This window comes from Roseinatronobacter sp. NSM (assembly GCF_052379845.1).
Taxonomy (GTDB): domain Bacteria; phylum Pseudomonadota; class Alphaproteobacteria; order Rhodobacterales; family Rhodobacteraceae; genus Roseinatronobacter.
This window is the reverse complement of the sequence record NZ_JBQTCF010000016.1, coordinates 32,952-59,594: the sequence shown is the minus strand read 5'-3', so window position 1 is coordinate 59,594 and position 26,643 is coordinate 32,952. Positions and strand designations below refer to the sequence as shown.

At 59.8% G+C, this 26,643-nt stretch carries 21 protein-coding genes and 2 tRNA genes; 16 read left to right on the top strand and 7 right to left on the bottom strand.

The features are described 5' to 3' along the window. Positions 1–9 precede the first annotated feature (9 nt). Positions 10–4,548, top strand: a complete 4,539-nt coding sequence (gltB, locus tag ACTZWY_RS10450; protein ID WP_444790645.1) for a glutamate synthase large subunit — start codon at positions 10–12, stop codon at positions 4,546–4,548. Between the two features lie 202 nt (positions 4,549–4,750). Further along, positions 4,751–4,835: transfer RNA gene (locus ACTZWY_RS10445), tRNA-Leu, on the top strand. Positions 4,836–4,900: 65 nt separating this feature from the next. On the opposite strand, the gene ACTZWY_RS10440 is transcribed toward ACTZWY_RS10445, so the two are convergent. Then, positions 4,901–5,035: an entericidin A/B family lipoprotein gene (locus ACTZWY_RS10440; protein WP_444790644.1), complete on the bottom strand. Its 135-nt coding sequence runs from the start codon at positions 5,033–5,035 to the stop codon at positions 4,901–4,903. A 266-nt stretch (positions 5,036–5,301) separates the two neighbouring features. After that, positions 5,302–5,377: transfer RNA gene (locus ACTZWY_RS10435), tRNA-Lys, on the bottom strand. A gap of 130 nt (positions 5,378–5,507) precedes the next feature. On the opposite strand from ACTZWY_RS10435, the gene dapF reads away from it, so the two are divergent. From dapF to ACTZWY_RS10420, 3 genes are all read left to right on the top strand, one after another. Beyond that, complete coding sequence (gene dapF / locus ACTZWY_RS10430; RefSeq protein ID WP_444790643.1) at positions 5,508–6,341, top strand: diaminopimelate epimerase; 834 nt, start codon at positions 5,508–5,510, stop codon at positions 6,339–6,341. Next, a complete protein-coding gene (gene mtaB, locus ACTZWY_RS10425; protein WP_444790642.1) occupies positions 6,338–7,591 on the top strand; it encodes a tRNA (N(6)-L-threonylcarbamoyladenosine(37)-C(2))-methylthiotransferase MtaB in 1,254 nt (417 codons plus the stop codon). Before dapF ends, mtaB begins: the two co-directional genes overlap by 4 nt. Before the next feature lie 85 nt (positions 7,592–7,676). After that, positions 7,677–8,141 carry a RidA family protein gene (locus ACTZWY_RS10420; protein WP_444790641.1) on the top strand — a complete coding sequence of 155 codons (465 nt, stop codon included), beginning with the start codon at positions 7,677–7,679 and terminating at the stop codon, positions 8,139–8,141. A gap of 446 nt (positions 8,142–8,587) precedes the next feature. Here the strand turns inward: ACTZWY_RS10420 and ACTZWY_RS10415 are convergent, their stop codons facing one another. Both ACTZWY_RS10415 and ACTZWY_RS10410 read right to left on the bottom strand, forming a co-directional pair. Further along, entirely contained in the window at positions 8,588–10,897 is a 2,310-nt protein-coding gene (locus tag ACTZWY_RS10415) for a Tex family protein (protein ID WP_444790640.1), read from the bottom strand. Positions 10,898–10,966: 69 nt separating this feature from the next. Beyond that, on the bottom strand, positions 10,967–11,584 hold the full coding sequence (locus ACTZWY_RS10410; protein WP_444790639.1) for a TetR/AcrR family transcriptional regulator: 618 nt from the start codon (positions 11,582–11,584) through the stop codon (positions 10,967–10,969). 103 nt (positions 11,585–11,687) lie between these two features. Between ACTZWY_RS10410 and ACTZWY_RS10405 the strand changes: the two genes are divergently transcribed. From ACTZWY_RS10405 to ACTZWY_RS10380, 6 genes are all read left to right on the top strand, one after another. After that, a complete protein-coding gene (locus ACTZWY_RS10405; protein WP_444790638.1) occupies positions 11,688–12,617 on the top strand; it encodes an AEC family transporter in 930 nt (309 codons plus the stop codon). Between the two features lie 30 nt (positions 12,618–12,647). Continuing rightward, positions 12,648–13,478 (top strand): S-formylglutathione hydrolase, encoded by an 831-nt coding sequence (fghA, locus tag ACTZWY_RS10400; protein ID WP_444790637.1) that lies wholly within the window; start codon positions 12,648–12,650, stop codon positions 13,476–13,478. Continuing rightward, complete coding sequence (locus tag ACTZWY_RS10395) at positions 13,475–14,086, top strand: HAD family hydrolase (protein ID WP_444790636.1); 612 nt, start codon at positions 13,475–13,477, stop codon at positions 14,084–14,086. The genes fghA and ACTZWY_RS10395 overlap by 4 nt, the downstream gene beginning before the upstream one ends. An 18-nt stretch (positions 14,087–14,104) precedes the next feature. Then, on the top strand, positions 14,105–15,034 hold the full coding sequence (locus ACTZWY_RS10390) for an ornithine cyclodeaminase family protein (protein ID WP_444790635.1): 930 nt from the start codon (positions 14,105–14,107) through the stop codon (positions 15,032–15,034). Positions 15,035–15,102: 68 nt separating this feature from the next. Next, entirely contained in the window at positions 15,103–15,414 is a 312-nt protein-coding gene (locus ACTZWY_RS10385; RefSeq protein WP_444790673.1) for an H-NS histone family protein, read from the top strand. A 60-nt stretch (positions 15,415–15,474) separates the two neighbouring features. Next, entirely contained in the window at positions 15,475–16,308 is an 834-nt protein-coding gene (locus ACTZWY_RS10380) for a YihY/virulence factor BrkB family protein (protein WP_444790634.1), read from the top strand. On the opposite strand, the gene map is transcribed toward ACTZWY_RS10380, so the two are convergent. Beyond that, complete coding sequence (map, locus tag ACTZWY_RS10375; protein ID WP_444790672.1) at positions 16,265–17,113, bottom strand: type I methionyl aminopeptidase; 849 nt, start codon at positions 17,111–17,113, stop codon at positions 16,265–16,267. The genes ACTZWY_RS10380 and map overlap by 44 nt on opposite strands. Before the next feature lie 142 nt (positions 17,114–17,255). Here map and ACTZWY_RS10370 point away from each other — a divergent pair, with 142 nt between their 5' ends. From ACTZWY_RS10370 to rpsD, 4 genes are all read left to right on the top strand, one after another. Then, on the top strand, positions 17,256–20,108 hold the full coding sequence (locus ACTZWY_RS10370) for a PAS domain-containing protein (RefSeq protein WP_444790633.1): 2,853 nt from the start codon (positions 17,256–17,258) through the stop codon (positions 20,106–20,108). A gap of 29 nt (positions 20,109–20,137) precedes the next feature. After that, positions 20,138–20,770: a response regulator gene (locus ACTZWY_RS10365; protein WP_444790632.1), complete on the top strand. Its 633-nt coding sequence runs from the start codon at positions 20,138–20,140 to the stop codon at positions 20,768–20,770. A 112-nt stretch (positions 20,771–20,882) separates the two neighbouring features. Continuing rightward, on the top strand, positions 20,883–21,941 hold the full coding sequence (locus tag ACTZWY_RS10360; protein WP_444790631.1) for a Hint domain-containing protein: 1,059 nt from the start codon (positions 20,883–20,885) through the stop codon (positions 21,939–21,941). Positions 21,942–22,129: 188 nt separating this feature from the next. Next, entirely contained in the window at positions 22,130–22,750 is a 621-nt protein-coding gene (gene rpsD, locus ACTZWY_RS10355) for a 30S ribosomal protein S4 (protein ID WP_444790630.1), read from the top strand. A gap of 216 nt (positions 22,751–22,966) precedes the next feature. Here rpsD and aspS read toward each other — a convergent pair whose 3' ends face one another. Both aspS and ACTZWY_RS10345 read right to left on the bottom strand, forming a co-directional pair. Continuing rightward, positions 22,967–24,748: an aspartate--tRNA ligase gene (gene aspS, locus ACTZWY_RS10350; protein WP_444790629.1), complete on the bottom strand. Its 1,782-nt coding sequence runs from the start codon at positions 24,746–24,748 to the stop codon at positions 22,967–22,969. Positions 24,749–24,849: 101 nt separating this feature from the next. Continuing rightward, positions 24,850–25,143 (bottom strand): DUF3572 domain-containing protein, encoded by a 294-nt coding sequence (locus ACTZWY_RS10345; RefSeq protein WP_444790628.1) that lies wholly within the window; start codon positions 25,141–25,143, stop codon positions 24,850–24,852. A gap of 93 nt (positions 25,144–25,236) precedes the next feature. On the opposite strand from ACTZWY_RS10345, the gene ACTZWY_RS10340 reads away from it, so the two are divergent. Then, positions 25,237–26,634, top strand: coding sequence for a diguanylate cyclase (locus ACTZWY_RS10340; RefSeq protein ID WP_444790627.1), 1,398 nt, complete (start codon positions 25,237–25,239; stop codon positions 26,632–26,634). Positions 26,635–26,643 lie beyond the last annotated feature (9 nt).

Here is a 26,643-nt window from a genome sequence, read left to right as displayed (position 1 = left end):
GAACCTGACATGACGCAATATGATGACGCATGGGCCGCCCGTGAAGAAGCCCGCCGTGCCTTTGTCGCTGAACATGGCCTGTATAAACCCGAAGATGAACATTCATCCTGCGGTGTGGGTCTGGTGGTGTCACTGGACGGCAAACCGTCGCGCAAGGTGGTTGAAAACGGTATCGACGCGCTAAAAGCCATCTGGCACCGTGGCGCTGTAGATGCGGACGGAAAAACCGGCGATGGCGCGGGCATTCACGTCCAGATCCCTGTCAATTTCTTCTATGACAAGATCCGCCGCACGGGCCATGAACCCATGACCGACCAGTTGGTGGCTGTGGGGCAGGTGTTCTTGCCGCGCACGGATTTTGCCGCGCAGGAACGGTCACGCACGATTGTTGAAACCGAAGTTCTGCGCATGGGCTATGCGATTTATGGCTGGCGCCATGTGCCGGTCACTGTCAGCGTGCTGGGCGACAAGGCCAATGCAACCCGCCCCGAGATTGAACAGATCCTGATCCGCAATTCCAAGGGCACGGATGAAGAAACATTCGAGCGCGAATTGTACGTCATCCGCCGCCGCATTGAAAAAGCGGTCACTGCTGCGGGCATTGCGGGGTTTTACATCTGTTCGCTGTCGTGCCGGTCGATCATTTACAAGGGCATGATGCTGGCCGAACAGGTCGCGGAATTCTACCCCGACCTGAAAGATGATCGTTTTGAATCTGCCTTCGCCATCTACCATCAGCGTTATTCAACCAACACCTTCCCGCAATGGTGGCTGGCGCAGCCCTTCCGCATGCTGGCCCATAACGGCGAAATCAACACGCTGAAAGGGAACCTGAACTGGCTGAAAAGCCACGAAATCCGCATGGCGTCCTCGGCATTTGGCGAAATGGCCGAAGATATCAAGCCGATTGTTGCGGCCGGCGCGTCCGATTCCGCCGCGCTGGATTCCGTGTTTGAAGTGCTGGTGCGCGCGGGGCGCAATGCCCCCATGGCCAAAACAATGCTGGTCCCCGAAGCGTGGTCCAAACAGGCCGTGGAAATGCCCAAACCATGGCGCGACATGTATTCCTACTGCAATTCCGTGATGGAACCGTGGGACGGCCCCGCAGCGCTGGCCATGACGGACGGGCGCTGGGTTTGCGCCGGTCTGGACCGCAACGGCCTGCGCCCCATGCGGTATGTGGTGACAGGTGACGGGCTGCTGATTGCCGGGTCCGAGGCGGGCATGGTTGTCGTGGATGAATTGAATGTCCGCGAGAAGGGCGCGCTTGGCCCGGGCCAGATGATTGCCGTCGATATGGTCGAAGGCAGGCTGTATCACGACACTGAAATCAAGGACAAACTGGCGGGCGCGCAGCCCTTTGGCGACTGGAACGACAAGATTGTTGACCTGAACGACAAGCTGCGCGACGTTCCCGAAACCCGCAAACTGGACGCCGCAGAACTGCGCAAGCGTCAGGTCGCAGCGGGCTACAGCATCGAGGAGGTGGAGCAGGTTCTGGCCCCCATGGCCGAAGATGGCAAGGAAATGATCGCGTCCATGGGCGATGACACGCCGTCTGCGGTGCTGTCACAGGTCTATCGCCCGCTGTCGCATTATTTCCGCCAGAACTTCAGTCAGGTGACGAACCCGGCCATCGACAGTTTGCGCGAATTCCGCGTCATGTCGCTGAAAACCCGCTTTGGCAACCTGCGCAACGTGCTGGACGAAGACAGCAGCCAGACCGAAATTCTGGTGCTGGAAAGCCCGTTCGTGGCCAATGGTGAATTCGACGAAATGGTGCGCGAATTCGGGGATCAGGTCGCGTTTATCGACTGCACCTTCCCCGTGGACGCGAATGAAGATGCGCTGCGCGACGGGCTGGCGCGTATCCGCGCCGAAGCCGAAGATGCCGTGCGTTCCGGCGCGGGCCATCTGGTGCTGACCGATGAACATCAGGGGCCGGACAAGGTGGCCATGCCCATGATTCTGGCAACAAGTGCCGTGCATGGCTGGCTGACACGCAAAGGGCTGCGCACCTTCTGTTCGTTGAATGTGCGCGCCGCCGAATGCATTGACCCGCATTATTTCGCGGTTCTGATTGGCTGCGGGGCAACCACTGTCAACGCCTATCTGGCACAGGAAACCATTGCCGACCGTATTGACCGCGGGCTTGTCGATGGGTCGCTTGTCGATGCGATGCGCCGCTACCGGGCCGCGATTGATGCGGGCTTGCTGAAAATCATGTCCAAGATGGGCATTTCGGTAATCTCCTCTTATCGCGGGGGCCTGAATTTTGAAGCTGTGGGCCTGTCGCGCGCGCTGTGCGCCGAATATTTCCCCGGCATGCACAGCCGCATTTCCGGGATTGGCCTGCATGGTATCCAGATGAAGCTGGAAGAAGTGCACGCCAAGGGCTGGCGCGGCGGGCAGGATGTTTTGCCCATTGGCGGGTTCTACAAGGCGCGGCGTTCGGGCGAAAAGCATGCGTGGGAAGCGCAGACAATGCACCTGTTGCAGCAGGCCTGCAACCAGTCCAGCTATGCGCTGTGGAAACAATACAGCGCCGCCATGCAGGCCAACCCGCCCATTCACCTGCGGGACCTGCTGGATATCAAACCGCTGGGCAAGGCCATCCCGATTGAAGAAGTGGAAAGCATTACCGCAATCCGCAAACGCTTTGTCACACCGGGCATGTCGCTGGGCGCCCTTAGCCCCGAAGCGCATATGACGCTGAATATTGCGATGAACCGCATTGGCGCGAAGTCGGACAGCGGCGAAGGCGGCGAAGACCCCGCCCACGCGCACCCGCTGCCCAATGGCGACAACCCCTGCGCCAAGATCAAGCAGGTGGCGTCTGGCCGGTTCGGGGTGACCGCCGAATACCTGAATGCCTGTGAAGAACTGGAAATCAAGGTGGCCCAAGGGGCCAAACCGGGCGAAGGTGGCCAGCTTCCGGGCATGAAAGTGACCAAGCTGATTGCGCGCCTGCGCCACTCCACCCCCGGCGTGACGCTGATTTCCCCGCCGCCGCACCACGACATCTATTCGATCGAGGATCTGGCGCAGCTGATCTATGACCTGAAACAGATCAACCCGCGCGTGAAGGTCACGGTCAAACTGGTGGCATCATCGGGTGTGGGGACAATCGCGGCCGGTGTTGCCAAAGCCAAGGCCGATATCATCCTGATTTCAGGCCATAACGGCGGCACAGGCGCCAGCCCGGCAACGTCCATCAAATATGCGGGCCTGCCGTGGGAAATGGGCCTGACCGAAGCGCATCAGGTGCTGGCCATGAACAAGCTGCGCGAACGGGTGACATTGCGCACCGATGGCGGGCTGCGCACCGGGCGCGATATTGTCATGGCCGCGATGATGGGGGCCGAAGAATACGGCATCGGCACGGCTGCCCTTATTGCCATGGGCTGCATCATGGTGCGTCAGTGCCAGTCGAACACCTGCCCGGTGGGGGTTTGCACACAAGATGAACGCCTGCGCGCCAAATTCACCGGCAATGCCGACAAGGTGGTGAACCTGATCACCTTCTACGCGCAGGAAGTGCGTGAGATTCTGGCCAGCATCGGCGCGCGTTCCATGGATGAGGTGATTGGCCGTGCCGATCTTCTGGCGCAGGTCAGCCGTGGCGCGGCACATCTGGATGATCTGGACCTGAACCCGCTGTTGCTGACTGTCGACGGGTCCGAACACATCCGCTATGACCGCGACAAGCCGCGCAACGCGGTTCCCGACACGCTGGATGCCGAAATCATCCGCGACGCCGCGCGCTTCTTTGAAGACGGTGAAAAGATGCAGCTGTCCTATGCGGTGGAAAATACCCATCGCACTGTCGGCACGCGCGCGTCCAGTCATATTGTCAAGCGGTTTGGCATGCGCAACAATCTGCAACCCGACCACCTGACCGTCAAACTGGCGGGCAGCGCGGGCCAGTCGCTGGGGGCATTTGCCGCGCCGGGCCTGAAGATTGAAGTGTTCGGTGATGCCAATGACTATGTCGGCAAGGGGCTGTCCGGCGGGCTGGTGGTGGTGCGTCCGCGCATGTCTTCGCCCTTGATTGCGCATGAGAACACGATTATCGGCAACACGGTCCTGTATGGTGCAACCGATGGCCATTTGTTTGCCGCAGGCCGCGCGGGCGAGCGTTTCGCTGTGCGCAATTCCGGTGCAAAAGTCGTGATCGAGGGCTGCGGGTCGAACGGGTGCGAGTATATGACCGGCGGTGTGGCGGTTATCCTTGGCAGCATCGGCGCGAATTTCGGTGCGGGCATGACGGGGGGCATGGCGTATTTGTATGACCCTGACGGCATGGCGCCAGAGTTGATCAACATGGAATCGCTGGTGACCTGCGCCGTCACGGTGGATCATTGGGAAGATCAGCTGAAAAGCCTGATCGAAATGCACGCCAAGGAAACGGAATCGCAGCGCGCGTTGGAAATCCTACGCAACTGGGACCGCGAAAAGGCGCATTTCGTGCAAATCTGCCCCAAGGAAATGCTGGTGCATCTGCCCCACCCCCTAAGCTACGAGGCGGACGCCGTTCCCGCGGAGTAGCCCCCCCACCCGCCAAACCAACATAAAACGCCGCAAGACGCTGTTTTGCGGCGTTTTATGTTGCCAAGGCGCGACGCAGCCCCCCGGCCTGCCGACCTGCGGTCCTTGCGTAAATTTTTCCTGCAATAATCGCAGTATCAGGGCGCAAACAGGTGAAATACCCCTCGCATCCGCTGTTTTCTTTTGGTAGGAAATGCGCAATGCGGGTGTGGCGAAATTGGCAGACGCACCAGATTTAGGTTCTGGCGCCGCAAGGCGTGGGGGTTCAAGTCCCTCCACCCGCACCACCAACCAGCCAACAAACTTGTTTCTGGACCTGCCGCCCTGTCGCGCAATCCGGTCCACAGGCAGCTTACATGCCGGATTGCGCCTGTCGGGCTTCTTGGCTGATGGCTTGACCTGCAGTTTGCATATCACGCCCTGCCCCATCAACTGTTGCACATGCAGCAAGTGCAGACAGGCAGAGCAGCAAGGTAAGGGATTTCATTCTTCATCCTCCTGACAAAAGCATTCGCATATAAACGCGGCAACGCCGATTTCGTTCCATATGCGCGACGAGTGCCCTATGTCAGGCCGGTCCCCGCGTGGAAATACAGCCCCCACCTGCCCCATGCCCCCACAGCTGCAGGCATGAAGCGCGCCCCATTGCGCTGCCCGAATGGCCAAACTCGTTTATGGAAAATCTCCCGAACGGATTGGAATGGCGCATGAACTGCGACCCGGAAGGGACTAAAACACTGTTAAAGGAAATAGTGGTGAGCCGGACAGGATTCGAACCTGTGACCCGCTGATTAAAAGTCAGCTGCTCTACCAACTGAGCTACCGGCCCACACTATGACGCGCTACTTAGAAAAGCGCAGTCACCGGGTCAAGGGCGAAATGCGCTTTTTCGTCCTTAATCCCGATCATTCTTGAAATGATGTCTGGTCAGCGTGCCGCACGCCTCTTATATCGCGCCCATGATGGATAGAAACGCCCCCTTGGCCTTCGTCAAAATGCATGGCGCGGGAAATGATTTTGTGATCATCGACTCGATGCACCTTGCAGGCGGGGTCATGACGGCCGCGCTGGCGGCGGCCATTGGCGACCGTCACCGCGGGGTGGGCTTTGACCAACTGGCGGAATTGCGAACATCCGATGCCGCCGATCTGGACCTTGATTTCTGGAATGCCGACGGATCACGCGCAGGGGCGTGCGGCAACGCAACGCGCTGCGTGGCCCATATGGTCATGGCCGCGCGCGGGCTGGACCAGCTGCGCATTCGCACCACGCGCGGTGTATTGCTGGCGGAAAACCGGCGGGGGCAGATCTGGGTGAATATGGGCGCGCCGCTGTTGGGCTGGCAGGATATTCCGCTGGCGCAGAAATGTGACATTGACCATTTGCCGATTGACGGTAGCCCCGCAGCCGTTGGTATGGGCAACCCGCATTGCGTTTTCTTCGTGGCGGATGCGGACAGCGCGCCCGTGGCCGAACAGGGGCGCAAGACCGAACACCACCCGCTGTTCCCGCAAGCCACCAATGTGGAATTTGCCAGCGTGACGGCCCCGGACCACCTGCGCCTGCGCGTGTGGGAACGCGGCACAGGCATAACGCTTGCCTGCGGGTCAGGGGCCTGCGCGACCGCTGTTGCGGCCCACCGGCGCGGGCTGGTGGGGCGGCAGGTGCGCATTGATGCCGATGGCGGGCAATTGCTGGTCGACTGGCGCGAGGATGGCGTGTGGCTGTCCGGCCCGGTGGCGCATGTGTTTGACGCCACGCTGCCCGCGCAATTCCTTGCGGCCCATAGATGAGCGCGCCTGTCTTCACAACATTGGGCTGCCGCCTGAACGCCTATGAGACTGAGGCGATGAAGGCCCTTGCCGAAGCGGCCGGTGTGCAGGGGGCGGTTGTCGTCAACACCTGCGCGGTCACCGCCGAGGCCGTGCGCAAAGCGCGGCAGGAAATTCGCCGCCTGCGCCGCGAATACCCTGATGCGCCCATCATCGTGACCGGCTGCGCCGCGCAGACCGAACCCGAAACATTCGCGGCAATGCCCGAAGTGACCCGCGTTATCGGCAATACCGAAAAGATGCAGCCCAACACATGGGCGCAACTGACCCCTGACCTGATTGGGGCGACCGAACGTGTGCAGGTCGATGACATCATGTCAGTGCGCGAAACCGCTGGCCATTTGATTGACGGGTTCGGCACGCGCGCGCGGGCCTATGTGCAGGTGCAAAACGGCTGTGACCATCGCTGCACATTTTGCATCATCCCGTTCGGGCGGGGCAATTCGCGGTCTGTGCCTGCGGGCGTGGTGGTGGAACAAGTCAAGCGTCTGGTGGGCCAGGGCTATAACGAGGTGGTGCTGACCGGCGTGGACCTGACAAGCTGGGGCGCGGATTTGCCCGCAACCCCACGGCTGGGCGATCTGGTGCGCCGCATTCTGAAACTGGTGCCCGATCTGGCACGCCTGCGCATATCCTCTATCGATTCCATCGAGGCAGACCCCGCACTGATGGAAGCCATCGCAACCGAACCCCGCCTGATGCCGCATTTGCACCTGTCCTTGCAGGCGGGTGATGACATGATTCTGAAACGCATGAAACGCCGCCATCTGCGCGATGACGCGATCCGCTTTTGCGAAGATGCCCGCAGCCTGCGCCCTGATATGGTGTTTGGCGCGGACATTATTGCGGGTTTCCCCACGGAAACCGACGCGATGTTTGCCAATTCCCTGAAGCTGGTGGACGATTGCGGGCTGACATTCCTGCATGTGTTCCCTTTCAGCCCGCGCAAGGGCACGCCAGCGGCCCGTATGCCGCAACTGGGCGGCAAGACCATTCGTGACCGTGCCGCACGCCTGCGCGATGCGGGCGCGCGCGCCTGCGCCGCGCATCTGGCCGCCCAGCAGGGCAAGCGCCACCGCGTGTTGATGGAAAACCCCCATATGGGCCGCACAGAACAATTCACCGAAGTCGAGTTCGCAGCGCCCCGCCCCGTTGGGGCCATTGTGGATGTTGCCATTACCGGCAAAAGCGCGACCCGCCTTCTGGCCTGACCCCCTTGCGTCTGCGCGACAGGGCTGTAGCGTGCTGCTGTCACTAAGGGCTGATTGCCCATTCCAACCGATAAGGACCAAACCCATGACGAACGCTGTTGAAACCCGCCTGTCCGATCTTGGCCTGACCCTGCCCGACGCGCCTGCGCCTGCCGCCAATTATGTGCCCTTTGTGCAAAGCGGCAATCTGGTGTTCGTCTCTGGCCAGATCAGTTCAGGGGCCGATGGCCTGATTTGTGGCAAGTTGGGTGCTGAACTGGACGTGGCGCAAGGGGCGCTGGCCGCGAAAGCCTGCGCGCTGGCGCTGATTGCGCAGCTGCGTGTTGCCTGTGGCGGGGATTTGTCGCGCCTGAAACGGGTTGTCAAGCTGACGGGGTTTGTCAACAGCACGCCTGATTTCACTGACCAGCCCAAGGTCGTCAATGGCGCGTCAGACCTGATGGTTGCCGTGTTCGGGGATGCAGGCCGCCACGCCCGCGCCGCTGTGGGTGCACCCTCCCTGCCGCTGGGCGTCGCGGTCGAGATTGAGGGCGTTTTTGAAATCGCGTGACAGGGGGCTTTGGCGCGAAGCATGGGGCGCAGGCCCGCCGCACTAGTGGCATGTGCAACGTCCCGTAACGCTGCATCGCCCCGGTCTGCAGCCGCAAAACGGTCTCTTGTCAGGTAGAACGGCACGATTACTGAATTCCGGGCTGTTGCGGACGTCGGCGGTATTCCCCAGTGCGGAGCAAAGGCCGCAGGCCGCCGCACACTCGGCGGGCCGTCCCGCGGCCCGCCGATGACCTGAAGGCGTGCCAAGCGTTTGATGTCAGGAATATGCCGCAGGGATAAACTGCATTCCTATAATGCCGGATCGGCAGACCCCGGCCCGCCGATACTGCGGGCTATATCCAAGGGCCAACACCCCATTCAGGCCAGCCCCAATAGCCACAATGCGCTACCTTGACCGAAGAACGCTAGTGCGTGTTGCGTTCATTCGCATTCACGCGACCCACTCTAGCGTTTCTTCATCGCAGCCTGTAGCGCCGCGCCAAGCCCGCCCATCTGCGCTGCGGTGTCTGGTTTCGCCTGTGGTTTTCCGTGCGATTTCGCGGCGGGTTTGGTGTTGTCGCGGCGCGCATCGCGCGAGGTAGCAGGGCCGGCGGCCGCAGCATCCGACCCGCCATCCTTGCGCATGCTTAGCCCGATGCGTTTGCGCGGCACGTCCACCTCGACCACGCGCACGCGCACCACATCGCCGGTTTTCACCACTTCATGCGGGTCTTTTACAAAACGGTCGGCCAATTGGCTGACATGCACCAACCCGTCCTGATGCACCCCAATATCCACAAACGCCCCGAAAGCCGCAACATTGGTGACTGTGCCTTCCAGTGACATGCCGGGGCGCAGATCGGTAATATTGTCGATCCCGTCGGCAAAACTGGCGGTCTTGAATTCGGGGCGGGGGTCGCGGCCGGGTTTTTCCAGCTCGCTTAAAATATCGCGCACAGTGGGCAGGCCGAAACTGTCATCGACAAAATCCGCCGGTTCCTGTGACCGCAGGACTGATGGCGCGGCCATCAGTGCAGTCAGGTCCTTGCCCGTTGCCTTGACGATGCGCCGCGCCAGCGCATAGGCTTCGGGGTGAACAGACGATGCGTCCAGCGGTTCGGCCCCGTCACGGATACGCAAGAACCCCGCCGCCTGTTCAAATGCTTTGGGGCCAAGGCGGGCAACTTTCAGCAATTCCTTGCGGGTTTTGAACGGGCCTGTTGCATCGCGATGCGCAACAATGGCTTCCGCCAGGGTTTGCCCCAGCCCCGACACGCGCGCCAACAGGGGCGGGGATGCGGTGTTCAGGTCCACGCCAACCGCGTTCACAGCATCCTCGACCACTGCATCCAGCATCCGCGCAAGGCGGGTCTGGTTCACATCATGCTGATACTGGCCAACGCCAATGCTTTTGGGGTCAATCTTGACCAGTTCTGCCAGCGGGTCCTGCAAGCGCCGGGCAATGGACACAGCGCCGCGCAAACTGACATCCAATTCCGGAAATTCCGCCGAGGCCAGCGCGGACGCCGAATAGACAGATGCCCCCGCTTCGGACACCACCACCTTGGTGGGTTTCGCGCTGCCCGGAAGTTGCGCCAGCAAGTCCGCCACCATGCGTTCGCTTTCGCGGCTGGCGGTCCCGTTGCCGATGGCGATCAAGGCCACCTTATGGCGCGCGATCAATGCGGCCAGTGTGGCCTGTGCGCCGCGCAGGTCATTCCTGGGCTGGAAGGGATAGATGGTTGCCGTGTCCAGCAATTTGCCGGTTCCGTCCACCACTGCAACCTTGCAGCCGGTGCGAATGCCCGGATCAATGCCCAATGTCACGCGGTTGCCTGCGGGGGCGGCCAGCAACAGGTCATGCAGGTTGCGCGCGAAGACGCGAATGGCTTCTTCTTCGGCGCGTTCGCGCAATTCGGCCATCAGGTCAATTGTCAGCGACAGTTTCAGCTTGATGCGCCATGTCCAGTCACAGGCCGCGGCCAGCCAGTCATCTGCCGCGCCACCCCCGCCAAGGCCCACAGTTGCGCGCACCATGCGTTCCACGGGCGCGGCGTCTGGCAATGTCAGGTCCAGATGCAGGACGCCTTCGTTCCGGCCGCGCAGCATGGCAAGGGCGCGGTGGCTGGGACAGGTTTTCAGCGCTTCGGAATGCGCGAAATAATCGCTGAACTTCGCGCCCTCGGTTTCCTTGCCCTCCGCAACACTGGCGGCAATGGCCCCGTTGCTGCGCATATGGTCGCGCAAACGGCCCAGCAATGCGGCATCTTCCGACAGGCGTTCGGCCAGAATGTCGCGCGCGCCTGTCAGCGCGGCCTTGGTGTCGGGCACAGCATCAGACACATAGGCGCCAGCCAGCGCCTGCGGATCGCGCCGTTCGGTCAAAATGGCGTCCAGCAGCTGCTCCAGCCCGTTTTCGCGCGCGATCATCGCCTTGGTGCGGCGCTTGGGCTTATAGGGCAGATACAGATCTTCCAGCGTGGCCTTCGTGTCGGCGCTGGCAAGGGCGCGTGCCAGATCGTCACTTAGCTTGCCCTGCTCGGATATGGATTTCACAATCGCCGTGCGGCGGTCTTCCAACTCGCGCAGATAGGTCAGGCGTTCAGCCAGCAGGCGCAGCTGCGCATCGTCCAGCCCGCCGGTCACTTCCTTGCGATAGCGCGCGATGAAGGGCACTGTGGCCCCTTCGTCCAGCAGCGCGATAGCGGCCTGAACCTGTTGGGGGCGGGCGTTGACATCAGTGGCAATGCGGGCGGCGATCTGGGGGGCGGTCATAACACTCCTGAACAGCTATGGATTGGGGAAACACTCGATACAGTTGCGCACAGCGCGCGGCAAGCCCTGTCAGGCCGTCCGACCATAGCGCGCCATAAACATGGCAACCGCCCCGTCCGCAATGCGCGCGATATCTTCTGGCGGGAAACGGGTTTGCACACCGCATAGCATGCGGTCGCAAATGGTGGTCTGGCACAGCTGGAAGAACTGGTCGGCGGCCAGATCAATATCCTCAATCACCAGCGTGCCCCGCGCGATAGCCTGCCTGAAATAGGCCCCAAGGCGCACACGCCCCAGTTCCGGCCCGTTTTCATAAAATGCCTGCCCGATTTCGGGAAATCGCGGCGCTTCGGCCACACAGATGCGAAACATTGCTATCCCGAAATCCGATATCATGTAGTCGATAAGCCGCAATGCCGCGCCATGAAGCGCCTGTTGCGGCGGGGCATCGGGGGCTAGAAATTCCATCGCCGCATCTGCAAGGTTCAGAAGCTCAGTCTGGTATACTTCGATGAAAAGTTGCCGCTTGTCAGGGAAGTAGCTGTATAGCGTCGCTTTTGACACGCCCGCAACGCGCGCGATTTCATCGACATTGGCGCGCTCATATCCCATTTCGATAAAGACCTGCCGCGCCCCGTCCAGGACCTGCGTGAATTTGCGCCCTTGCCTGATTGTCTGTGTTGTCACGACTGCCCTACCCCTTGTGCCCTGCAAGGATAGTGGCTGGCAATCAGCAAGGAAAGCGCACAATATGCCGATATGTCATTTCACATGTTAAATCAGGGCGCTGATGGTTGAAATATTCCTGAAAACACTGCCGTTCTTTGCCTTGATCGGGCTGGGGTTCTGGGCCGGGCGGTCGGGTTTTTTTCCAACGCAGGCCACGGCCTATCTGACGAAATTCGTCTTTTACTTCGCGCTGCCCGCAATGCTGTTCGGGTTTGCCGCCAACCTAAGCTTCGCGGATTTGCTGGATATGCAGGCGGCGGGGGCGTATTTGCTGGCCTGTGGGGGGGTCTATGCGCTTGTCATGGTGGTGGCCTTCGCGCGGGGCGTGCGGCTGGACACCGCCGCCATCGAGGCCCATTGCGCCGTCATCGGCAATACCGGCTTTTTGGGGGTGCCCATGCTGGTTGTGCTGTTGGGGGATGCATCGGTCAAAACCGTGTTGTTGGTGCTGACAATCGACCTGATCATTTTTTCATCGCTGTTTGCCGTGCTTATTACGTTGGCGCGCGGGGGACGGGTGGACCGCGCCTTGCCTGCGCGCCTGCTGGGGGCCGTGTTGCGCAACCCCATGGTGGTGGCCATGGTGCTGGGGCTGGCATGGTCGGCGACAGGGTGGCAGGTGCCGCTGCCCGCCAATGATTTCCTGACCCTTCTGGGCGCGGCTGCGACCCCATGCGCGCTGTTTGCCATTGGCGCATCGCTGGCCGACAAGAGGATTGAACGCCTGCAGATTGTGTCCTGGCTGTCCTTTGCCAAACTGGTGGTGCACCCTGCGGCGGTGGCGGTGGCGGCGCTGGGCTTGTTTGCCGTGGACCCCTATGTGGCGGGGGTGCTGATCGCGGCTGCGGCGCTGCCGGTTGCGGGCAATGTGTTCATTCTGGCGCAGCAATATCAGGCAGGCCCGGCGCGGGTGTCTGCGACGATTCTTGTTTCCACTTTGCTAAGCATTGTCACGGTGCCTGTGGTGATTGCATGGGTCACCAGCTTCTGACACAGTGCCCCAAACTGAACGGAGAGTGGTATGGAAACGGTTTCTGAAAACGCGTGTTTCGGTGGTGTGCAGGGCGTTTTTCGTCACGCGTCAACGGCGCTGGGGTGTGACATGACCTTCGGTTTGTTCCTGCCAGCGGAAGCGCGGCTGCATCCGGTGCCGGTGTTGTGGTATTTGTCGGGGCTGACCTGCACGCATGAAAACGCCATGGTTAAGGCAGGCGCGCAGGCGCATGCGGCGGCGCATGGGCTGGCGCTGGTATTTCCCGACACATCGCCGCGCGGGGACGGGGTGGCCGATGATGACGCCTATGATCTGGGTCAGGGGGCCGGGTTTTATGTGAATGCCACCCAGGACCCTTGGGCCAGCCACTACCGCATGTGGGATTACATCACTGATGAATTGCCCCGCGTTCTGACAGGCAATTTCGCGCTGGAAGAAGACCGCCAGGCCATTACCGGCCATTCCATGGGCGGGCACGGGGCGCTAAGCATGGCGATGCACCTGCCGGGGCGGTTTGCATCCGTGTCGGCCTTTGCGCCCATCGCCAACCCGACAGCCAGCGATTGGGGCCGCAAGCAGTTCGCGGCCTATCTGGGCACGGACGAACACGCATGGGCCGCGCATGATTCCAGCCTGCTGATGCGGGATTGCGGGTTTCAGGGCGATGTGCTGATTGATCAGGGTGCGTCCGACCAGTTTCTGGACCTGCTGCGCCCCGAAGCGCTGGCCCATGCCATGGCCGCGCGCCGCCAGTCCGGCACCTTCCGCATGCAGGCGGGGTATGACCACAGCTATTTCTTTGTGTCCAGTTTCATGGGCGAGCATATCGCCTTTCATGCGAAGGCACTTGCACAATGACACGCGACATTCACGCCGTGGTATTTGACATTGGAAATGTCCTGATCGGCTGGGACCCAGAAGGGTTTTATGATGGCATGATCGGGCAGGACCGGCGCAAGGCATTGTTCGCGGCGGTTGATTTGGACGGAATGAATGCCCGTATCGACCGTGGCGCGCCGTTTCGTGACACCGTTTTGGGAATGCTTGACCATCACCCCGAATGGGAACGCGAAATCATGATCTGGCATGATCATTGGGTGGACATGATTGCGCCCGTTATTGCGCCATCCGTTCAAATGCTGCGTAATTTGCGCGCGCAATCCGTCCCGGTATTTGCCTTGTCGAATTTTGGCGATGACACATTCACACTGGCGCAGGCCAAGTATGATTTCCTGCGTGAATTCGACCGCGCATTTATTTCTGGCCGCCTTGGCGTGATGAAACCGGAAGCCCGCATATATGAGATACTGGAACATGAAACCGGCATCGCGCCGGAAAACCTGTTCTTTATCGACGACCGCACCGAAAATATTGATGCAGCCTTGGCGCGCGGGTGGGCCGGGCATGTGTTCCGGACGACTGACGGGTTGAAAGATACGCTTGCCCAATTCGGGCTGTCAGGCTGACGCAAAAAGAGGGGCAGAATGACATTTCCCATCATTTCCGCTGATATAGAACCACAGCTGAACTGGCTTGAACTTATCGCTGCAATGGAACGGGGCCACCGCCTGCCAAAAGCGGAAATTACTGACAGTTTTCTGTATCGGCGCGGGGATACCCTGTTGTCGCGTGCCGCATGGATTGACGGGTTGGGGGCTTTGGTCAAAACGGCAACGATTTTTCCCGATAATCCGATGCAGGGCCTGCCATCCGTGAATGGGGGCGTGTCGTTGTATTCGGACACAGACGGCACGCTTCAGGCAAGTGTTGATTTTCATCTGGTGACGAAATGGAAAACCGCCGGGGATAGTGCGCTGGCGGCGCGGCACCTTGCGCGCCCTGAAAGCCGCAAGATTACCCTTGTGGGGGCGGGTGCTGTGGCGCGCAGCATGTATTCTGCCTATCGCGCCGTATTTCCAGATGCGGAATTCACGATCTGGAGCCGCCGGTTCAGCGCTGCCACCGAACTGGCCGGCGCATTGACTGGCGCCACAGCAACGGAGGATCTGCAACGCGCTGTTACGCAGGCCGACATCATTTGCACCGCAACCATGAGCACAACGCCGGTCATTCGCGGCGAGTGGCTGTGTCCGGGCCAGCATCTGGACCTGATCGGGGCTTACCGCGCGGATATGCGCGAAGTGGACGACACCGCATTGCAGCGCGCCGCCCTGTTTGTTGACAGCCGCGATACCACGCTGGACCATATAGGCGAATTGAAGGACCCGCTGTCGCGCGGTGTTATTAACCCCAATGATGTTCTGGCGGACTATTATGATATAGACAGCAGCCTGTTTTCCAGACCATCCAATGAAGCAATTACAATTTGCAAGAATGGCGGCGGGGCGCATCTGGATTTGATGACAAGCCGGTATATTCTGTCAAAATGGTATGATTACACGTCTCAGCCCTAATTCAAGCGCCTTGCCAAGTGGTTTTTTTTGGTGCAGGACTTGAATTGAACAAATATTACGAGGACGCCATGTTTGACCTGAACGAACTTTCCCTGCCGGAACTAAAGAAATTGCAAAAAGATGTTACCAAAGCGATCGAGAATTTCCATGAACGCGAACGCAGGGCCGCAATTGCAGAACTGGAAGTCGTTGCAAAAGAGCGGGGCTTTACCTTAGCGGAATTGCTGAATGAAACCGCCGTGAAGCCACGAAAAACCGTCGAACCCAAATACGCCAACCCCGCGAACCGGTCAGAAACATGGTCCGGGCGTGGGCGCAAACCGCGTTGGGTTGTGGCGGCATTGGAATCCGGCAAAAGCCTTGATGATCTGGCAATCTGATTTGTAGTGCTTCACACTGTAAAAACGATATACAGGGTCAGTTCCGATTTCTATGCAGTCATGGTTGATCGCAATATCGGGTTGATATCTGCGGGCGTGGCATTCTTTACATTGCTGGCGGTGTTTCCCGCAATTGCTGCGTTTATTTCGTTGTTCGGGGTTTTTGCCGACCCCGCCGCGTTGCAAAACCAGTTGTCATTGCTTCAGGACCTTGTGCCCCCTGCCGCATTCACCTTGTTGGAAAATCAAGTCATGCGGCTGGTGTGGTCCAATGACGGAACACTGGGTTGGGCGGGTCTGGTGTCCACGCTGACTGCGCTGTTTCTGGCGCGGCAGGGGGTGGATGCCATGCTGCGTGGCATGAACACCATTTACGGCAGTCAACGGCGCACAGGCGTGCGACACTTGCTGACAGTTGCGGTCATTACGCTTGGGATGGTTCTGGCGGGGGTGGTGGCCTTGTTGGCGCTGCTGGTGCTGCCGGTGGCGCTGGCCATCTTTCCGCTGGCGGGGCTGGATGCACTGCTGGTCGAAGTGTCGCGCTGGTCGGTAAGCTTTGGTATGGTCGCGTTGTGGCTATGGGTATTTTACAAAATTGGCCCGGTGCGCGACCGGGGCAGTCCGGCCAGCATTCGTCCGGGGCTGGCACTTGCCATGGTGCTGTGGATACTGGTTTCGGTGGGGTTTTCCTACTTCCTGTCCAATTTCGGCCGCTACAATGAAGTATACGGATCACTTGGGGCGGTGGTGGCCTTGTTGATGTGGTTCTACCTGTCGGCCTATGTCGTGCTGTTGGGGGGGGTCGTCAACGCCATGATTGACAGGGGCCGCCATGTCGCGGCGCGCAAAGCTAGCCCCATGTCGGATGAAAGCGGCCCGCCGGCGACAGGGTAAAGATTTCAAACCCGCTTGCCGTCACCCCGATGGAATGTTCGAACTGCGCTGACAGCATTTTGTCGCGTGTAATGGCGGTCCAGTCATCAGCCAGAACAACTGTTTCCGCCCGCCCCAGATTGACCATGGGTTCAATGGTGAAGAACATGCCCTCTTCCAGCTTCGGGCCGCTGCCCGCGCGCCCGTAATGCAACACGTTGGGCGGCGAATGGAACACCCGCCCCAGTCCGTGCCCGCAGAAATCGCGCACAACGGACATGCGCTGGCTTTCTACATAGGACTGGATGGCCTGCCCGATATCACCGAATGTATTGCCCGGCCGCACCGCTTCGATGCCCAGCATAAGCGCGTCATAGGTTGCCTGAATCAGCTTCTCGGCGCGGCGCGGCAGGGTGCCCGCCACATACATGCGCGAGGTGTCGCCAAACCAGCCATCCACGATGACAGTGACATCAATGTTCAGGATATCGCCATCTTTCAGCGCATCATCGGGGCGGCGCTTTTCCGGGTCCTTGGAGATTGTCTCATCCTTGCTCATGGGGATGGGCGCGCCGGGAATGCCGTGACACACAACATGATTGACCGAAATACAACTGGCGTGCTGATACCCCCGATACCCGATCGTGGCCGAGGTCGCACCCGCTGCGGCAACCTTATCGGTGATGATACGGTCAAGCGTTCCGGTGGTTTGCCCGGGAAAGACATGCTCGGCAATCTCGTCCAGTATTCTGGCAGCAAGCTGACCGGCCTTGTTCATTCCGGCAAAATCTGCCGGTTCATGAAGTCGAATGCCGTCCTTTGTCATGCGGCCAGTGTGTAACTCGTCCAAGAAAGCCTCCGTATGGAACTTGATATGCTTCAGCTTTGCCTAAATAGCGGGAATACGATAATCAAGCAATGCTGCGCATTTTTGTCGGGGTGATTCTGCAAGGAATTTGAGGGGGCCTATGCTTGAAACGCGCAATATAGATGTCAGGTCCGCACCAGACACCCAAAGCCCGCTTGCCACAATGCGTGCTTTTGTCGATGCCCAAAGCCTGCTGCACCGATGCACGCCCGAGCATCTGGAAAATGCCATTGCCATAAGCCTGCAAATGATTGGTCAGGCCATGGGCGCCGACCGCGCCTATATTTTCCGAATCAAGGATGCGGTTAGCGTCGACAATACGCATGAATGGTGCGCCGCAGGCATCACGCCCCTGAAGGCGCAATTGCAGCGCCTGCCCTATGAAATGGGTGACCCGTTCTGGCAGGCATTCCGCACATCCGGCAGGGCGTTCATAGTGGATATCAACAACGTCCCCGCAGGCACTGCTTTTCGCCAATTGCTGGAAGAACAGGAAATCAAATCACTTATTGCGTCGTCATTGTGGTGCAACGGGGACTTGGTCGGTCTTGTCGGTCTGGATTTCGTGCGCGGCCACCGGGTTTTCACGGACCTTGAGGACAGCCAGATGCTGGGCTTCGCAGCGGCCATCGGGCTGGCGCAAAGCCGGGCAGAACAGTCGCGTGTTCTGCTGCGCACCCGGTCCGAATTGCAGCGAGAGCGCGCGCGCGTGGCCGCGATGGTATCGACGCTGCCGGAATTGCTGGTTGAAACCGATAGCGAAGGGACGATCGTCGGATTTAACCAAAGTGATCCGCTTGTATTCGCCCTGAACCCCGACGAAGTGATCGGGCGCGCCCCCGAAGGCGTCCTGCCCCAGCGCGTGGCAAAGATCGTGCGCAAGGCCATGAAACAGGTTGACCATTTTGGCTGGTCCCATAGTTTTTCCTACACTTTGCCATTTCCAGAAGGCGAAAAGCGCTTCACCCTGACCGCCACCCGGCGCCACCGTGATGACCCCTACAAGGCGCATGGCTATCTGTTTGTTGTGCGCGATGTGACCGAAAGCTATGTGCAGGACAGGCAGATCCGGCAGTTGGGACGGGTTGCGGAACTGTCAACCAACCTGATCATGCTGGCCGACAAGGACCGGCTGGTAACATGGATGAACCCCGCCAGCGTGGCGCGCACCGGCTATGCGGTGAAAGCGGCCCTTGGCTGCCGACCCAGCCATATTCTGCACCTGCATGAAACTGCGCCTGATCTGGTTGGTAATTTTTGTCAGATGCTGGACAATGGCCACAGCATCAACGCCGAGGTTCAGGCCCGCAGCCGCCGGGGCGTTTCCTATTGGCTGGATCTGAACATCCAGCCCTTGCGCAGCCCCGAAGGATATGTGCAGGGCTACATGGTCGTGGGTGTGGACATCACATCGCATAAACTGGCCGAAGCGCGCGCCCTGCGCGACAAGGTGCATGCAATGGAAGCCACGCGCGAAGGGATTGCCATTCTGTTTCCGGATGGGCGGTTTTCCTACCTGAACTGTGCCTTTCGCAAGGTGCTGGGTGTCGCGCGAGATACCGATATCTCCACCCTGTATTGGCATGAATTGGTTGCGCCGCAACATATGGAAACATTAAGCGGCATCTGGGCCGACCTGCTGAACGAAGGCTATTGGGCTGATGAAGTCATGCTGCCAGATGCTGACGGGCAAGATGCGTGGTATGATCTGTCGCTATCGGTTCAGGATGATGGCAGTATCTTCGCCTTGGTGCGCAATGTCACGGCCCGCCGCCTTGCCGAGGTTGAGCGCCAACGATTGCGCGAACAGCTGCAAATCGCCCAAAGCAGGCAGCTTACGTCCCAACTGGCAAGCGGGCTGGCCCATGATTTCGCAAATATCCTTGCCACGATTGTGGGATCAGTGGACATTCTGCAACCCAAGGCAGGCACCGACATGGCGCCGGGGCTGGCGCGCATCCATGCGGCCGGGTTGCAGGGGCAGGCGCTTGTTGCCAACCTGATGAAACTTGCCCGCATGAAACCGGCAGCGGGCATGATTAACCTGCCAGAGGTGCTGAATCAATCCGTCGAACTGGTCCGGCCCGGTCTGGGCAAGGAAATCGCGGTCATGGTTGACTGTGGCGCAAAACCTGCCATCGCGCAGGCAGATGGCACCGAAATGATGCAAGTGTTCATAAACCTGATCATGAACGCCGCCGATGCCATCCGCCAGCAAGGTCCAGAGGGCGGGAAAATCACCTTGCGCATTGAAACGCATGACAGCATCCTGCCTGTGCCAGCTGTCGATATCGGCAAGGTTGCGGCGCGAACCCCGTATATTGTCATCGATATTTCAGATACCGGCACGGGCATTTCTCCGGCGAACAGGTCCGACCTGTTCAAACCGTATTTCACAACCAAGGGCGACGCGGGAACCGGCCTTGGGCTTGTTATCGTGGCGCATATTGTCACGGCGCGGAACTGGGGCCTGCAGGTGCTGGATGGCCCCGACGGGGGAACCACGATGCGGCTGTTTCTGCCGGTCCCCACCCCCGCTGGTCAGGATGGGCGGGGCGCTGTGCTTTTGGCGGGGCAACCGCTTCTGGACCGCCATATCCTGCTTGTTGATGCTGATGACCGCGCCTTGCAAGTCATGGCAGAAATTCTGACTGCAGCCGGCGCCGAGGTTGCAAGCAGCACAGACCCCCATGATGCACTGGACGCACTCCGCGAAGACCCCCAAGCGTGGGACACAGTAGTGATCAGTCAGGATCTGGAACCGATATCCGGGATAGAACTTGCAAAAGAATTGAAGGCGGTTAATTGCAAACTGCAAGTATTTGTGACTTTAGCATCACAGGAGTTGCGTTTTGCAAATTATTTTGATAGCGAACTTATCACTGCAGTGGTGTCGCGTTCCGTTTCCGGCGCCGAATTAGTTGCAGCTCTATCTCAGGCACCACAAATTTAAGTGTGCACGGATTTCTGGAAAGTCATCTTATGCGACTATTGATTGCCGATGACCACGCCTTGATTCTGGACATGATGCAGAATTTTCTGCAGCAGGAAACAGACATGGAAATCGTTGCAGCCACCGATATGGAAGATGCGATTGCAGCTGTTGCGGCGCATCCGGGCTTTGACCTGGCCTTGCTGGATTATGACATGCCCGGCATGGACGGGCTGCAGGGGCTGCGCCGCTTCATGGACACCGACACCGCCCCCCCCGTGGTTATCCTTTCAGGCAACGCAACCCGCGATGTTGCCGAACGCGCCATCCAGATGGGCGCGCGGGGCTTCCTGCCCAAATCCATGCCCGCGCGTTCCTTGTTGCGCGCAATACGGTTCATGGCGCTTGGGGAACGGTTTGTTCCTGTGGATTTCCTGTTTCCTGCAGAAGCGCCCGAATTTCACCCGCCCGGGGCAGAAGGGCTGTCCGCCACGGCATTGACAGCGCGCGAACTCGATGTGCTCAAGGCGCTGTGTGACGGGAAAACCAACAAGGAAATTGCCCGCGATCTGGGCTTGCGGGAACCAACGATCAAGCTGCATGTCAAAACCCTGTATCGTCGCCTTGGCGCAGGCAACCGCACACAGGCCGCCATGATTGCCAGATCCTGGGGCGTGTGCTGACAGATTTGCACGCAAGTTTGCCGTCATCCAGATTATCCATCTGGTTTTGAACGCGATTTTCTGCTAGATTTTGCACATAAGCTGCACCAAAGCAGCAGGGGCAAGGGCAGATATGACACGCGCAGCATTTTTGGTCGGGGTTTTTGCCCTTGACTGGAATTCGACACAAACCGACGGTATTGCCGGACTGGAACCGCAATGGCTGCGCGTCGGGTCGTCATGGTGCTGGCGCGGTGAAATCCACTGCCTTGACGGGCAGGGCGATGTGCTGCGTCTGGGGGGCATGCTTGGGGCAACGCGTGACATTCGCGCCCGCGCGCGCCATGTCGCGGCCCGCCTTGGGGGCCATGTGCCCCCAGCCGACGCCCTGCCCCACCGGCCAGAAGCGCCCATGATGGGATTTGTCCTGACCGATGGAACAACGGTGTTCAGTGCCCGTCTTGTCCACGCTGCCGGACGATGGATTGCCGTGTTTGCAGACGGAATGCCGCCGCAGGATCAAACATTATTTGTCATCGAAAGCGCGGTGAACACTGAACAATGCCGCGCCCCCGCTGCCCCCGCCTTGGCACAGCAGCAAGACATCATCTGTTTCGCGGATGACACCTTGATCGCAACCCCGTCAGGCCCGCGCGCCATCCATCAGATACAAGCCGGCGACTTGGTCCTGACGCAGGATGACGGGCCACAGCCGGTCATCTGGACAGGGACCAGCCGCGTATGCGGGATGGCCATGCGCCGTTACCCGCATTTACGCCCGATCCGACTGTGCAGCGGCGTCCTGGGCGCCGCGCAACCCATTGATGATCTGCGCGTTTCGGCCGGACACCGGGTCTTGATACAGGGCGCACGTGCGCGGGCATTGTTTAACAACGACGAAGTGCTGGTGCGCGCTGGCGATTTGCTGGACCATGCCGGGGTCAGCCAGGATATGGCGCTACACGGGGTCACCTATATACATCTTCTGCTGGAACGCCATCAGGTGATCTTCGCAAATAACGTGCCCACCGAAAGCTTCCACCCTGCCTTTGCCGCGCCAGAAGTGCTGCGCCCTCATCTTGCCACGTTGCGCGCAGTGCTGCCCGAACTGGGCGCGGCGGGCGCTGTCAGCTATGGGGACACGGCACGCCGCTGTCTTGGCCGGGCAGAAACGGCCCTTCTGGCCGCATAGCTGGCGCGCGCGGGGGAATGGCAGTTGACACCCGCCAGCGCAGGTGTATAAGCCCCCATCCCCAAGCGCCAGCTTGTGGGCATTCATTGGTGTTGGTGGCCCCCGCAAGGGACAGCCTGTCTCCCCCTCAGGGAAAGGACAACGCCCTTCACAGGCCCACTTGGGCCGATTTCGGAAGGAGATCAGCCGTGACAAAACGCACGTCTGCCAAGTATAAAATTGACCGCCGCATGGGCGAAAACATCTGGGGCCGCCCCAAAAGCCCCGTAAATCGCCGCGATTATGGCCCCGGCCAGCACGGTCAGCGCCGTAAAACCAAACTGTCCGATTTCGGGACACAGTTGCGCGCCAAGCAAAAGCTCAAGGGCTATTACGGCGACCTGACCGAAAAGCAGTTCCGCCGCATCTATGCCGAAGCCGAGCGTATCAAAGGTGATACCGGTGAAAACCTGATCGGCCTGCTTGAACGCCGCTTGGACGCCGTGATCTACCGCGCAAAATTCGTGCCGACCGTGTTTGCCGCGCGCCAGTTCGTGAACCACGGCCATGTCACTGTGAACGGCCAGCGCGTCAATATTCCCAGCTACCGTATCCGCGAAGGCGACGTTATCGCCATCCGTGACAAGTCCAAGCAACTGGCCATCGTTCTGGAGGCTGTTGGTCTGGCCGAACGTGACGTGCCCGATTATCTGGAAGTCGACCATTCCAAAATGACCGCGACTTTCGTGCGCACACCCAGCTTGGGTGATGTGCCGTATCCGGTGCAGATGGAACCCAATCTTGTGGTCGAATTCTACGCGAAGAACTGATTTCTTCGCCCGCAATCACCAAAAAGCCCCACCATTTCTGTGGGGCTTTTTTTGTATCTCGCCCTGCCCCTGTCATGGGCTGCGCTCTTTCATTCTGGCTTAAATATCCACGGGGTTTCCAAAGGGGGCGTGCCCCCTTTGGCCTTCTGGCCCGCACCGCGCCCGCGCGCGAATTTCCGCATTTTGGACGCGCGGGTATCGCGCGCGGCCATCCGTTCAGGATTTCGGCGCCAGCCGCAGCCCAAGGTCGCGCAACTGCTCATTTGTCGGGTCTGATGGCGCGTGCAACAGCAGGTCTTCTGCGCGTTGGTTCATCGGGAACATAATGACCTGCCGGATATTGGCCTCATCTGCCAACAACATCACAATGCGGTCAATGCCCGCTGCACAACCGCCATGCGGGGGGGCGCCGAATTTGAACGCCTTGACCATCCCGCCGAATCGCTTGTCCACTTCGGAATTCGGGTAGCCCGCGATCTCAAACGCGCGATACATGATTTCCGGCTTGTGGTTCCGAATAGCGCCCGACAGCAATTCATAGCCGTTGCAGGCCAGATCATACTGATAGCCCAGCACCTTCAGCGGGTCGCCCGCCAGCGCGTCCATACCACCTTGGGGCATGGAAAACGGGTTATGACTGAAATCAATCTTGCCGGATTCGGCATCTGCTTCATACATCGGGAAATCAACGATCCACGCAAAAGCGAAGCGGTTTTCATCCAGCAGCTTCAATTCGCGGCCAATCTCGTCGCGCGCTTTCGCGGCCACGCTTTCGAATTGCGCAGGCTTGCCGCCAAGGAAGAAAGCAGCGTCGCCTTCGCCAAGGCCCAGTTGTTGACGAATGGTCTCGGTCCGTTCGGGGCCGATATTTTTGGCCAGCGGGCCAGCGGCTTCCAGCCCGTCATCACCGGCACGCCAGAAAATATACCCCATCCCCGGCAGCCCCTGCGCCTGCGCAAAAGCGTTCATCCGGTCGCAGAATTTGCGCGACCCGCCCGTGGGCGCTGGAATGGCGCGAATCTCGGTCCCGTCATTTTCCAGCAGTTTCGCAAAAATCGCAAAACCCGATCCGCGGAAATGGTCAGACACCACCTGCATTTCAATCGGGTTGCGCAAATCGGGCTTGTCGGTGCCGTATTTCAACAGCGATTCGGCATAGGGGATGCGCGGCCAGTCCGCGGCGGGGTCAACCTTTTTGCCGCCCGCAAACTCCTCGAACACGCCTTGCAGAACGGGGCCAACGGTGGAAAACACGTCTTCCTGTTCAACGAAGCTCATTTCCACATCAAGCTGGTAGAAATCCGTGGGCGAGCGGTCGGCGCGCGGGTCTTCATCGCGGAAACAGGGCGCAATCTGGAAATACTTGTCAAACCCCGACACCATGATCAATTGCTTGAACTGCTGCGGCGCTTGCGGCAGGGCGTAGAACTTGCCGGGGTGCAGGCGTGACGGCACCAGAAAATCGCGCGCCCCTTCGGGGCTGGATGCAGTAATGATGGGCGTCTGGAATTCGGTAAATCCCGTGTTCCACATGCGTTGCCGCATGGACCGCACCACATTGGAGCGCAACATCATATTGGCATGCAGGCCGTCGCGGCGCAGGTCCAGAAAGCGGTAGGACAGGCGCGTTTCTTCCGGGTAGTCGGGTTCCCCGAAAACGGGCAGCGGCAAATCATCAGCCGCGCCCAGAACATCCAGCTTGCGGGCGTAAACTTCGATCTCGCCGGTTTTCAGCTTTGTGTTGACCAGCGACGCATCGCGCGCCTTGACCGTGCCTTCGATACAAACGCAATATTCCGCGCGCAGTTTTTCGATATCGGCGAAGGCGGGGCTGTCGCTGTCGGCCAGAATCTGCGTGATGCCATAATGGTCGCGCAGGTCAATGAACAACACGCCGCCATGGTCGCGGATGCGGTGCACCCAGCCGGACAGGCGCACAGTTTCACCCACTTGGGCGGCGGTCAGGTCGGCGCAGGTATGGCTGCGATAGGCGTGCATGGGCTGTTCCCTTGATTACATAGGTGCAGGCTTGTCGCGCGATACACAATCTGGCGGGGCGGAAGTCAAGGGCAAGTCTGCCAATCAGGGGCATTCATGCGTCATGTCCAATGCATTCCCGCATGACCGGCCAGCACCGCCTGTGCCCGCGCCACTGCGTCATTTGGCAAATTCTGTGCCGCGCAGCAGGCGATCACCGTGTCGTCGCGCATTGCAATGAAATCCAGCACAGCCCCAAGCAGGGCCACATCCGGCCCCCCGGCCGCGCTGATGGCCGCGCGCAGGTCGTCAACCGAAGCACCACTGGCATTCAGGAAAACCGGCAAAAGCTCCTCTTGGGTGCAAAGCCATGTGAAAGCGTCCAGTGCAATTTGCTCGGCGGTGCTTTGGTTCATGCAAACAATCCTGTGATGGGGGGCTTGCGGGATTAAAGGGTTTGTTAACGAATGCAGCGTAACTTGTGGTTAACCTTGCATAGGATGAAACGTATGTCAGGACGCATACTTATTGTCGATGACCTTTCGATTAACAGAACAATCTTGCGCGCGAAGCTGCAGGCGGCGTGCTATGACTGCCTTTTGGCCGATTGCGGGCAGCAGGCCATCGCGCTTGCGCAAAATGAACGCCCCGACCTGATTTTGCTGGATTACCGCCTGCCGGATATGGACGGGATCGATGTGTGTCAGGTGCTGCGCGCGAATACTGCGACACGGGACATCCCTGTGTTGTTGTTTTCCGCAACCGCCGATCGCCAGCAGCGCCTTAGGGCGCTGCAAATGGGCGCTGATGATTTTCTGTCCAAGCCGCTGGATGATTCCTACCTTATGGGGCGCATTCGCAGTTTGCTGCGCGCGCAGACCCACAGGGCAGGCGCGGCCTTGCCTGTGGGTCTGCCATCGGTTTCAGGCATGGCCGACGGGGCGCGCCCCTTCATGCAACAATCGCGCCTGACCGTGATTTGCAACAGCGCAACGACCTGCGCGGGATTTTGCACCGAATTGCGGCAAGCCATGCCGGATATGTCCTGTACCTGCCTCAGCTTGCAACAGGCGCTGCGTCTGGACTCTGGCGCGGCCATGCCGGACATGTTTCTGGTGTCGCCTGACGTGATTTTGCAAAAGGGGTTGCAGGTTATCCCGGATTTATTGTCGCGCAACCAGACCCGGCAGGCAGAGCTGTGTGTCATGCTGCCCGAAGGGCAGGAATTGCTGGGTGCAATGGCGCTGGATCTGGGCGCAAGGGAAGTGTTACATCAACCGCTGGACGCCGAAGAAGCGCATCTGCGACTTGCCAAGATCCTGCATCAGAAACAGGGCCGGGACGCGCTGCAACAGGCCTTTGAAACACAACTGGATCAGGCCGTGCGCGACCCGCTGACGGGGTTGTTCAACCGGCGGTATCTGGGCGCACAGATGGCCCGTGTCGCGGCAGACCTGCAGTCGGGCGTCCTGTCGGATTGCGCGGTTCTGGTCATCGATCTGGACCATTTCAAGACGGTCAATGACCGCTTTGGGCATAATGCCGGCGATGATGTCCTGACCGAAGTGGCGCGGCGCATGCGCGCGGCCCTGCGCAACACGGACATCCTGGCCAGATATGGCGGCGAGGAATTTGTCGTGGTGATGCCCGGTGCGGATAGTGCTGCGGCCCGGCGTGTGGCCTTACGGATTTGCAGGGTCGTGCATGCGCGCCCCTATGTGGTTGCGGGCAGCGATGTTGCGCTGCAATTATCCGTGTCCATCGGGGTGGCGGTACAACATGCCGCGTTCAAGGGCGGGATGTCGGATTTTGCGAAAGCGATCGTCGGCAAGGCCGATGATGCCCTGCGCGCCGCCAAGCGAGGGGGGCGCAACCGCGTTGTGACCGGCCAGATCGCTGCGGCCTGACGGCGCTGC